Below are 11901 nucleotides of genomic sequence, written 5' to 3'. Positions count from 1 at the left end.
AACGGTTAGGTACTTCTGTGACAACGCGGAAGCTGTGGTCCTGTTGTCAGCGACGCCGATCCAACTTGGCGATAACGACTTGTTCAACCTTCTTCAACTCGTTCGTCCGGACTTGCTCCCTAGTCGACGGGACTTCGATCACATGGCTGAACCTAATCCGCATATCAATGCGGCGATCGAAGTAGCACGCAATGCGAGCCCGGGATGGATGACTGTCGCTCGAGAGCGCCTCGCTTTCGCCCTACGGACGAACTGGGGCTTATCAGTGCTATCAGCCGATCCACGCGTTCAGCCACTGCTTGACTCCCTGGATCAGCAAGAGATCCGAACTGAGGACCGCCTTAAGGTCGTGCGCGATCTAGAAGCACTCTATACCTTTGCGCCAATCATTAACCGGACGCGTCGTCGCGACATCGGCAGTTTTACAACTCGCAAGCCGGAAACGGTCTCTGTCGATTTCACGCAAGAACAGGATAAGCTGCATCGCGGCGTGCTCAGCCTAGTCGGAAAGATCCTTGCTCATCGACATGGGGATCGGAATTTGCAGTTCATGATGACGACGATCCGAAGGCAGGTCGCGAGCTGCGTGTTTGGTTTGGCGCCTTACCTGGAAGCTATGCTGTCGGGGCAGTTATCCCGGCTCGAGATGAGCGAGTCGGACAGCGATGAGGACTTGCTTGGCTTGGCCGAGGCTTTCAAGGATTTCCGCGCTGACATCGATGTGCTCGTTCGCTTGGCCAAGAACCTAAGTTCGGATGATCCCAAGTTTTCAGCTTTCGCCAAAGTAGTCCGGGACAAGCAATATCTCGCAAACAACAAGCTCCTAGTGTTCAGTACCTTCCGCCATACCCTGGCATATTTGGTAGATAGGCTACAAGGGGAGAGCGTTCGTATCGGCCTCATACACGGGGATGTACCCGAGGAAGAGCGGCGAGAACTACGCAGTCGATTCAGTCGCCCCAAAGAGGACCCTCGAGCGATAGATGTATTACTTTCGTCGGAAGTGGGCTGCGAGGGACTCGACTTCCAGTTTTGCAATGGCATCGTCAACTACGACTTGCCTTGGAATCCGATGCGTGTGGAGCAGCGTATTGGACGTATTGATCGCTATGGCCAGCGAAGCGAAACCGTGGCGATCTTCAACTTCATTACGCCCGGCACGGTCGATGCTGAGATCTATGAGCGGTGTCTTCTCCGAATCGGCGTGTTTCGACAGGCTTTGGGGGGGAGCGAGGAGATCCTAGGAGATCTGACTCGCGAGATCCGTGGAATCGCCGAGAACCTTCAGTTGACATTGGAAGAACAGGCAATTCGGCTTCAGCAGCTCGCAGACAACGAGATCCGCATGGTGCAGGAGCAAATGCTCCTTGAGGAGCAGGAGACCACGTTGTTCGGTCTCTCTGTGCCGAAGCAAGATGAGGATCTTGTTAAGAGTGCAACGAGCTTCTGGCTTACGCCACTCAGGATTCGCAACCTAATCGAGCGCTACCTCTCGGCATTTGAGGAGGGGCGCTCTTACAAGCTACAGGGTCGCCAGCCCATAGTGAGCGTTCAGATCAATCAGGAGATGCGCAACAAGCTGATTAACGACTTCAAAGCGATATCGCAGCGCAGCGCTGTGGATCTTTCTTGGGAGCGCTGGCTCAAAGGAAGCGATCCGTACCTTAGAGTCACCTTTGACCCGGCTACTGCCGATGAAGATCGGTCGACAACCTTTGTCACCCCGACGCATCCGCTCGCAAGGCAGGCTGCCAAGTCTCTAGACTCCCCCGCAACGCTATCTTGTTCGGTATCTGCCACATCATCCACCGTCACACCTGGACGCTATCCGTTTGCGATCTATCGCTGGAAGATTCTTGGCGTGAAGGAGTCTTTCGCTTTCCAGCCCGTATGCGAAAGCGAAGAACATTCAAGAGCGATTTTGGAACTCCTCGAAAATGCGGTCACCGCTGAAGACGCTAAGCCCATGAACGCCGCTGAAGAGGATCGTCTGGAAGCCATCCACTATCGCATTTGGATGAGTAGCCGCAGCGAGCATATCGAAACAGTAACGCGATCCGCCGAAATACGGCTTACATCTCTCAAGTCATCTCACCAGGCCCGAGTCGCTCTGCTCGAAGAGCAGTGCGATCAGGCAACAGATGCTCGAATTAGGCGAATGAAGTTGGGACAGATCGAAGCTGCCAATCGAGACTTTGAGCGGCGGCGTTGCGAATTGGAGGTCGTAGCCGGGCAGGCGGAGATCGTGGCCGAGGTGGTTGTCCATGGCGTTTTAGTTGTCGAGAGACCAACTGGCTAGGCAGAATCGTAACCAACAGGGTCTACACAAAGGAACGGCGATGGGCACAATGAGTTTTGACAAGACGGCGTTTCAACAACTCCGATCGGATCGACTCGCCTATGTTGAGGGTCTTAGACGAAACAAGGGCTTTGAAGCGGGTATTCTTCGATTGCTAACGCAGCTTTACCCCGACAACGCACACTTTATCTACGAACTCCTGCAGAATGCGGAGGATGCCAAGGCATCTCATGCGAGATTCACCCTTACCAACCAGTCTCTAATCTTCGAGCACAACGGTTCACGGCTTTTTTCTGCCCGGGACGTGGAGTCTATTACCAGCATAGGTGACAGCACGAAGGCAGACTCTCCGACTGAAATCGGAAAGTTTGGGGTAGGTTTCAAGGCGGTCTTTGCGTACACACAGACCCCTGAGATTTGCTCTGGTGAGTATCACTTTCGCATTCGTGATCTCGTTGTTCCGGAGTTGATTTCGTCAACGTCTCCCGGTGCAAATAGGTTTAAGACGAAGTTTGTCTTTCCCTTCGATCACCCAAAGAAGAGTGATCTGCAAGCCACTCCTGAGATTTCTAACGCTTTGCAGGCGCTGGACGATGCGACCCTGCTCTTCCTGTCAAATATTTGCCGGATCAGCTACGTGCTCCCAACAGGTTCTGAAGGGCAACTAGAACGTGTTGTACCTACTGATTTACAGCAAGCAGGGAGCAAGGGTGAGCATATAGAGGTTAGAGTTCAAAGTCCCGCAAGTGAGCCACGTAGGTCGCACTGGTTACGCTACCGAAACGTCGTAACTATCGACGACGAGTCTACAAGCAAGGATTGCTCAGTTGCCATGGCTTTTGGACTCAAAGAAACCGACGGTCGAGGTCAGAAGTCGCGATGGCAGGTTGTTCCACTGAGTCCGGGGCGAGTTTGCATCTATTTTCCAGCGGAAAAAGAGACCTCGAATCTTCGATTCCATTTGCACGCGCCATTCGCATCGACTGTGGCACGCGACAGTGTGCGGGATAGTCCGGGGAATTACCAACTTCTCGCAGCACTTGCCGAATTGGCTGCTGATTCTATGGAAGATATCCGTGATCGCGGCCTGTTGACAGTTGCGGCACTTGAGGCTCTTCCGATAGGTGACGACAATCTGTCACCGTTCTATGCCCCCGTTAGAGATCAAATTGTCGAAGTCTTCAAATCTAAGCACCTAGTGCCAACAAAGTCTGGATCTCATCGAATGGCCGAAACCCTGTTTCGTGGACCATCGGACATAGTCAATCTGGTCAGCGACGATGACTTGGTGACGATAACTGGTAACAAGAGGGCGGCTCCCTTGTGGTGCGCAAATCCTCCTCAGGTCAACCAGCGATCTGACAAGTTCTTGGGTGCGCTTAATATTGACGACTGGGGTTGGGACGAGATTTGCGACGCTCTTTCGTGCAATAGCGCAAATTTGGAGTGGGAGGAAGACCCGACGCGCCCCGAACGCCTCAAGGGGTGGCTTGCAACCAAGGACGACGCGTGGCTGAGGCGTTTTTATGCGCTTCTCCATGACGCGACGATGCGACACAATCAATATCTCGACGCTTCAGACCTCGCACTGATTCGTGTGGATGCTGGGCTCGACACTCGCATGGTCAAACCATCTGAGGCCTTCTTTCCGCCAACTGACGAGACATTGGCACCTAAGGACGTCTTACTCGTCAGGCCAGGCACCTACTCCTCTGGGAAGTCGGAGCAAAAGAAGAACGCAGCGCGGCAATTTCTAGAGTGGGCAGGAGTGCGCGTATTTGATGAGGAGGCTGAACTCACATCGATACTGGATTTATACAGCGGAGAAACGTTTCCAGAGCCTAAGACTCACCTGGATCACATGAAGCGTTTCATAGCCTTTCAAAAGGCCTTTCCTCATAAGATCCGGATCTTCGAAGGCAAAAGGATCTTTATTGGCCAGAAAGTTGACCTTGATAAGGGTCTTCAGTGGTCCGATATGAAGTCCCTTTTTCTTGACGTGCCCTTTGAAGAGACCGGGCTGTCAGAGATTGCGGGTGCCAGAGGCAAGCGAATGCTTTGGAGCGGATATGAGGAGATCAGACCCAAGAAGGTGTTAATCGAGTTCGTCAAAGCACTTGGTATTCAAGTCGACCTCCCAGTTTTTAAAACGAATACCTACAACAACCCAGCTAGGGACGAACTTCGCGCCGACTGGCTTCAATATGGAGTGCGGCAGTCGGATGCAAAAATCGACGTTGACTGGACGATCAAGCACATCGATACCTTTGTCAGAAAGCCGACATTAGAGAGCAGCCGCCTTATCTGGAGGACCCTAATCAACGCAGACCCGGAAGTATCTAAGGCTAGGTTCCGGCCTAACCGTCAATACAACCCCCGTGAAGCAGACTCGCAACTGATTTACTGGCTCAAGGCTAACAAATGGATACCTGATGCCAATGGCAATTTCTACAAACCTCAGGAAATCAACCGTGATCAACTACCACCCGGGTTTTTATTCAATGACCAAAACGGACTTTTGAGTGCAATCGGTTTCGAAGAGGCTATTCAAAGACTGTCCGCCGAGTACAGAAGCAAGGAACTTGTCGCGCAAGAGTTTGGCTTCGAAGGGCTCGGAGCCGCCACGGAGATAGCAAAGGCAGTTCGCGAGTCAGGCATCGATCCCAAGACAGCGGTAGCTCTCATCAAGCAGCATGCAGCAAGGCCCGAGCAACCTGAAGAGGAGGTGCGCAATCCAACGAGACGCCGTAAAGGTGTGATGGAACATCGAGACAACGCCCCCGAGAACTCAGCCGTGCGACGAGAGCGCACGATCCAACCGAATTTGCCGAGCGTCGTCGCTGAGGCTAAGGCATACCTCCGCGCGAAGTACACGAATGCCCATGGGCAGATGGTGTGTCAATCTTGCTCGAGCGAAATGCCGTTTAAGCTTCGAACTGGAGAGTATTACTTTGAGGCCGTGCAAGTGGTGAAGGGGCTCGCTCAGCACTTCTATGAAAACAGGCTCGCGTTATGCCCTAACTGCGCTGCCATGTATCAGTTCGCGCGCAGTACATCCGATGAGGATGTCCAGGCTGCGATCGTCGCTGTGAATAGTGAAAAAGTCGAAGCTAGGGTTGCTGTCACGTTGGTCTTGGCTGCTGAGCAACGTTCTGTCAACTTCGTCGGAACGCATTTCTTTGACCTACAGGTAGTGTTGAGCACAGTAAAACCGGAAGCCGACGCTGGCAGTTCGGAAACATGAACGATTCGGATGATCGATTGCACTAGGGGCTGCAATGTCGAAAGTTAAAAGCGTTTGGACCCTTGCGGCTCTGTGTTGAAGTCAATTGGACCGTTGTATGTTCTCTTCGCCAAGGTCATACTGGGTCAATTGATTGTGGCAGGTTACAAATCGAGCGAGAAAACGCAGATCCAGTCGTATGATTTTTGTACCTGCCTGCACTCTAATGATGCGATAAGCAGCTGAATAAATCTGGTTTGGTTACTGCCCCTTAAGGATACCCCCATGACGGCTGAGCCCATTGGCTTACAAATGGGTACCCCACGGATGGGGGAGATTTTCGATAAGGTGATTCTTTCGATGTGGCATAAGCCTAAGCGCCAAGAAAAAACGTGCACATTGAAATCGTAGTTTCGCGGCGCATCACGCCCAGATAGCCGTCGGGCAGGACGATCACAGTTACAGTCCTCCCGCCGCGAGTGAGATGCGTGACTACTCAGCTGGGAACAAGTAACCCTAAACCTCATCGATGGATTGAAGATGATGGATTGGTAAAAAGCTAAAAGTCAGCGCACCTGATTTTTTGAACAGTCCTGGTGGCTCTTGACGTGAGCTTCTGAAGTTTCACTATGGTGGTTTGTTAACTTTGAGGACCACCATGACTGCCTTCTCAAACCGCGAGGCATGGCTGCTTGCAGCTGTTCAACTGCTAAAACCAATCTTTGCGGCAAAGCGCCACATTGTTCCGGACGACTGCCAAGTCTCTTGCGGATTCGCCAGCACCGGAACTCGCAGTCATCACATCGGGCAGTGCTGGTCACGCAGCAGCAGCACCAATGAAAGAAATCAAATTTTCATTTCTCCGGCCCTTGGTGACCCTGTACAAGTTCTAGACACACTGGTGCATGAATTGGTTCATGCTGTAGACAATTGCGAGCACAAACACGGCAAAGAGTTCAAGAAGATTGCCCACAGTGTTGGACTTGAAGGGCCAATGCGAAGTGCCAGCGCAGGCAAGGCACTCAAAGAGCAACTTGTCAAAATTGCTGACGCATTAGGACCCTATCCTCATGGGCAATTGAAGGTCCACCATGTCCGTAAGATCTCTGCCCCACGTCCCCGAGCACGTTGCAAAAGCTGTGGCTTTGAAGTGCCCATGTACAAAAAGTTCCTGACCTTTGGTCCACCCTTGTGCCCGCAACACAAGACAGAGATGGAGCAGGTTGGTCCTTGGGAGGATTAAATTTCTCCCAAAGAAGTCCAATAACGGGCTTGGCTAAATTCATGGGCAGAGTTTTCCTCAGATCTAAAAGGACTTCCCCATGAATGCATGATTTGCCGCCACCTCAATCGGTTTCCGGGTATTGATGAGAAGCGCGGTCACCATAATCATTGAAAAAACACAACCTAGCTCATGACCCTTGACGAATACCCTCTCAGCGACGAGATGCTGGCCTTTTGCAAGGCCGCAATAGAGGACATGCCTGATGCCCTCTTGGTCAGTGGTGCTCGCAAAATGCCGGACTTGTTCAAGGGCCTAAAACAAGACAAGCCCAATACAGACTTGCTGCGCCAACGCGTGCTGGCCAAGCTGCAACTCAAATCACCCCCACCGCCCATCCTGGACATCTTGCGCACGGCCACCTTGTCTGAATCGCTGATCGACGTGCTCAGCGACAAAGTCCTGCAGCAAGGCCTGCCCGCGCTGGTGGACCACTTTGGCCGTGTGCCCATCCTCACGGCCATGCTGCTGGACAGCCGAGAAACCGTGCGCAAAATGGCCCATGAAGAACTGGCCAAGCCCATCAAAGACCCTGCGAAAGCCAAGCTGCAGGAAAAAGACACATTCAAGCTCCGATTCAAACCGCTGCTCGACACCCTGCGCCCAGTGCTGCAAGACACGCCTTACCAAGCGCCCACACCACGCCCAGCAGGCACCACCGCCAAAATTGCCGCGCCTGCCCTCAGCAAAGAGCAGCAAGAGCGCGACATCCTGGCCAGCACGCCCTATCGCCAAATCCAAAAAGAGCGCAATGCCCTGGCCGCCGAACGCGATAAGCTGCAAATCCTGAGCACCAAACTGGCCACCGACCTGGCGGTGCAAACCAGCCGCGCCAACACCCTGAGCAGCGAGCTGGGTGCCCTGCAAAGCCAATGGCGCACCAGCATCGCGCAAGGCATTGCCGACGGACTGCAGCACCGCCTGGCCCCCTGGCTGGCCCCTATCGAAAGTCTGGCCGAAAGCCTGCCCGCCAATCAAAACGCGCTGGACCGCGCCCAACAAATGCTGACCCGGCAAGCGCAACAGGACAAGCGTTACGGCACCCGCGCCCAAGTCACCGAAGAACTGGCCCAGGCCCGCAGCCTGCTGGCCGCACTTCAAACCGCCCAGCAAGAAGCCCTGCGCCCCTTGCCCCAGCTGGCTGAAGAAATCCGGGCGCTGGCCACCCACATTGCCACCACCGAAGCCCGCTTGAACCAAACCAGCCTACAGCCGCAAGCCCCCCAACTGCGGGCATTGGCGCAGACCCTGAACACCCTGCACGACATCGACGCCCTGCAAAACCACAAAAAAGCGCTGGAACGCACCATGCTGGCCGAAGCCTGGGGCCTGCCCCTGTGCCAACAAGCCTATGCGCTGATTGACCGCCAGGTCATGGCCATCTATGCCGAACACCACCCCGACCCTAAAGACATTTCCCCGCCCGTCACACCCACTCAGCACCTGGCCGACTGCCTGCGGCACGCCCGCCCCTGCCGCCTGTTGATCGACGGCCACAACCTCTTGCCCAAGCTCAAACCCCTCATTGGGGCCAGTTACTTCAAAGTTGGTCAGGGGCCAACCGCCCAAGCCCGCGCCTTGCTGATAGAGCGGGTCAAAACCCTGACCGCATTGCACCCGCTGCTGGAAGCGGACATTTGGTTTGACAGCCCTGACGACCAACACTGGAGCGAAACCGACAACCTGCGGGTTTGGTTTTCTGGCGGAAAAGGCTCTGACCGGGCCGATGGCCGCATTCTGGAAAACCTGCAATCTGAGGTTTATCGCGGCACCCAAACCACTCGCCTGGTTGTCACCGAAGACCGCGAGCTGCTGGCGCAGGCGCAGGGCAGGGGGGCGATTGGGGTGTCGCCGCTTGAGATGTGGGCGATGGTGGGGTGAGTGGCAATTCCTCACCAACCAATCAAAAAATTCAACAATGCATTTCTCACGACGCAGCTCAATCGAAGGGGCTTTGAATGTTCAAACTTAATGACTTCTTTGGTAAAGAAGCGTGCTCTAGATCGCGAAAAATGTCGGAAGATGGAAGTGGGCGCAACGGGCCAGACGATTCGTCTCTCTGATGTATTGAAATTCGATGAGTCTCTGACGGAGATGCGCCTTTTCAGGGCAGAATTACCCGCCAGGACAGCAATTTGTACTACATAAGCCAGCCTGGCGGTAATTCAAGCCAATCTCGGGAGCATCGTGTCGAATATTCAATTTAACAAGACCACCGAGTATTTCGGTGATTTTTCAAGCTTGCAATGTGACTTCCATCAGGCACCGTATTTGCACTCTGCTTTAGGCCATCCCAACAGACTCATGATCACAACAGTCAAGCACCACTACACACTCATCGAAAAGTGCTGTGACCAGGTTCACGATGTATGGCTTTTTGCTCATACCTGCTTTCAGCGGCATAGCTCGCAAGGGAATCGGCAACCATGCACCCATCTGGCTCATTATTCAATCTGAACTGACTCTTACCAAGAGCCCTCGCTTACGTTCAATTTTCATTAGGTATCTGATGTCTGAAACGGTTTTAGTAAATGTCCCCAGAGTGGGAATGCTGGCTACAGTTCGTAATCGTCGTGGTGTCATCTCTGGTGTAGCGCCCTTCGCAGCCAGCAAAACCTCTGCACTGCTCCATTTGGTCACTATCGAGTTCAGCGACTCCGATGGCGACGCAGAGGAGACCTTGCTTTGGGAGCGCGAGCGCCAGCCCGTGGTGCTAGAGCCGAACGCGCTCCCTCGCGTGGATGTCGACGCGCCCATGAGAATGCGGGAGTTTTTGGCTTTACAACGTGCCACCCGCTGGACGGCGATCACCCCCTTTCTCTCAGCTGAGTCGCACCACAAACGCGGTGAACCAGTGCCCACCGCACCTGTATATGGGGCCGTAAGTGCTGACGACTTTCAGTTGGTGCCCTTAGCGCGGGCCATGCGTATGCCCCGCGTCTCCCTATTGTTGGCCGACGACGTGGGCTTGGGCAAGACGGTGGAAGCGGGTTTGATCCTGGCTGAGCTGGTGCGGCAGCGGCGCATTCGGCGCGTACTGATCATCACTCCGGCTTCACTGCGCACGCAGTGGCAGCAGGAAATGGATGAAAAGTTCTCCTTGGGCTTTGACATTGTGGACAAGGCCGCCACCCACAAACTGCAAAAAGAGATGGGGCTGGATGCCAACCCCTGGCGCGCCTTGCCGCGCATCATCACCTCCTACCATTACCTGCGCCAACCCGATGTACTGGAGCAGTTCATTGCCAACTGCCGGTCTACCCAAGCCCTTCAGGGAGCCCAATTGCCTTGGGATCTGCTCATAGTTGACGAGGCGCACAACCTCATGCCGTCCAATTTCGGCGAGGACAGTGACCTGGCCGAAATGCTTCGCTTGTTGACGCCGTGGTTTGAACATCGGCTGTTTTTGACTGCCACACCGCACAACGGCCATACCCGGTGCTTTTCCGGCCTGTTGGAACAACTTGACCCGGTCCGCTTCACGCGGACACCTGCCTTCACTGACAAAGAGCGGCAAATGATTGGCGATGTATTGATTCGCCGCCTCAAAAGCGAGATCAACACCCAAGACAAAGAGGCGGGTCGCCCACAGCGCTTCGCCACCCGCTACCTGGAGCCCTTGCCCCTGTACTTTGCCAAGGCCGAAAAGGATCTGTCCATAGCGGTCCGCTCCTTCTGCTTAGCCCTGAAGCGGCAGATCATTGCCGCCCCAGAGGCCCGCATGGTGCTGAATTTCGCCATCGAAGTACTGCGCAAGCGCTTGCTTTCAAGCTCGGTGACCTTCGCAGACAGCTGGTTGCGCTTCAAAGTTGGTTTGGCTGAAAGCGAAGCCACTACCGCCAGTGAAGTTCTGGCCGCCCGTCGGGCGGTGCAAGAAGACATTGACGACGACCAGGAGCGTGACAGCCGCAGCCTGCATGCCACCCGCGTGGTGGGCGCATGGATGCGGCCCTACCTTGGCGCCTTGGCACCTGAGGTTGAAGCAGTGGATGCCGCCTTGCGTGCACTCAAGTTGACCGAGCTTCCCGTGGTATCCAAAGTGCCAAAGGTGGATGCCCGGTTTGACCGACTAAAAGACTTGATCGCTCAGCGCCTGCGCAACGCCGATGCCTGGAATCGTGATGAGCGTTTGATTGTTTTCACTGAATACAAAACCACACTGGACTACCTTTCGCAGCGTTTGGCTGCCGAGTTTGGTGACTCTGGCGCCATCATTCAACTCTACGGCGGCATGCATGACGACGACCGCGAACGCATCAAGTTGTCATTCAATGACCCAACCTCGCCGGTACAGATCCTGCTGGCGACCGATGCTGCCTCTGAAGGCTTGAACCTGCAGCACACGGCGCGCCTGTTGATGCACTTCGAGATACCATGGAATCCATCCCGCCTGGAACAGCGCAACGGCCGTATTGACCGCCACGGCCAGGCCCGTGACGTCACCATTTACCACTTCGCCAGCGACGACGATGCCGACTTGGCCTTTGTTGCCAGGGTCCTGCAAAAGGTCAATGAAATTCGCGAAGACCTTGGCTCGGTGGGCGAACTGTTCGACGCAGCCTTCCAGCGGCGCATGTTGGAGCTCAACGAAGACAAAGACGTTCTGAATGACTTGGAGCGCGAAATCAGCACCCGCCAGCGTGCATCTGACGATGCCAAGGTCCACACGGTGGAGCAGGGCCATGAGGAGCTCGCCCGGCTTGAGCAACTGCTGGTGGATCTGGACTTGAATCCGCAAACATTGCAAGAAACCTTGCGTATAGCGCTGGGCATAGGCGCCACGCAAGACCCACTTGATGGCCCGGACGCACAGGGCCGCATGCGCCTTCGTGCACCCCTGCCAACTCGTTGGCAAGCCGTTGTGGATGACAGCCTGCGGTTGGGTTCGCGCAAAGGTGTGGCCGGTGCTATGCCCTGGTTGGTGTTTGATAACCAGCATTTCATACATGTGGTCAATGGCCGTCAGGTGTTCCGTCCCTCCTTGGACACGGTCCTCCTGCATTTGGGGCATCCGGTCATGCGTCAGGCGCTCACCTCATTTGCGCGCCTGCGCTTTCCGGGTGGGCAAAGCGAGTTCACACCCCCCAGCCGCTGGGT

Annotated in this window: 5 protein-coding genes; all 5 read left to right on the top strand. The window is 54.7% G+C overall.

The annotated features are described in order from the left end of the window. Positions 1 to 2299 (top strand): helicase-related protein (locus ACIQ39_RS15475; protein ID WP_396435502.1); only part of this gene is annotated, 2299 nt, incomplete at its 5' end. Positions 2300 to 2339: 40 nt separating this feature from the next. Further along, complete coding sequence (locus tag ACIQ39_RS15470; RefSeq protein WP_396435501.1) at positions 2340 to 5543, top strand: sacsin N-terminal ATP-binding-like domain-containing protein; 3204 nt, start codon at positions 2340 to 2342, stop codon at positions 5541 to 5543. Positions 5544 to 6180: 637 nt separating this feature from the next. Next, positions 6181 to 6765 (top strand): M48 family peptidase, encoded by a 585-nt coding sequence (locus ACIQ39_RS15465; protein WP_396435500.1) that lies wholly within the window; start codon positions 6181 to 6183, stop codon positions 6763 to 6765. Positions 6766 to 6936: 171 nt separating this feature from the next. Next, positions 6937 to 8685: a hypothetical protein gene (locus ACIQ39_RS15460; protein WP_396435499.1), complete on the top strand. Its 1749-nt coding sequence runs from the start codon at positions 6937 to 6939 to the stop codon at positions 8683 to 8685. 484 nt (positions 8686 to 9169) lie between these two features. Further along, positions 9170 to 11901: DISARM system SNF2-like helicase DrmD (gene drmD, locus ACIQ39_RS15455; RefSeq protein WP_396435498.1), on the top strand; the 2732-nt coding region annotated here is incomplete at its 3' end.

It is taken from the genome of Limnohabitans sp. (assembly GCF_044361645.1).
Lineage (GTDB): Bacteria > Pseudomonadota > Gammaproteobacteria > Burkholderiales > Burkholderiaceae_C > Limnohabitans_A.
Note: the sequence above shows the minus strand (reverse complement) of the source record. Positions and strands in the feature narration are given on the sequence as shown.

Coding starts and splice junctions, on each gene's coding strand:
- ACIQ39_RS15470 (WP_396435501.1), top strand. CDS start 2,340: ATGGGCACAATGAGTTTTGACAAGACGGCGTTTCAACAACTCCGATCG.
- ACIQ39_RS15465 (WP_396435500.1), top strand. CDS start 6,181: ATGACTGCCTTCTCAAACCGCGAGGCATGGCTGCTTGCAGCTGTTCAA.
- ACIQ39_RS15460 (WP_396435499.1), top strand. CDS start 6,937: ATGACCCTTGACGAATACCCTCTCAGCGACGAGATGCTGGCCTTTTGC.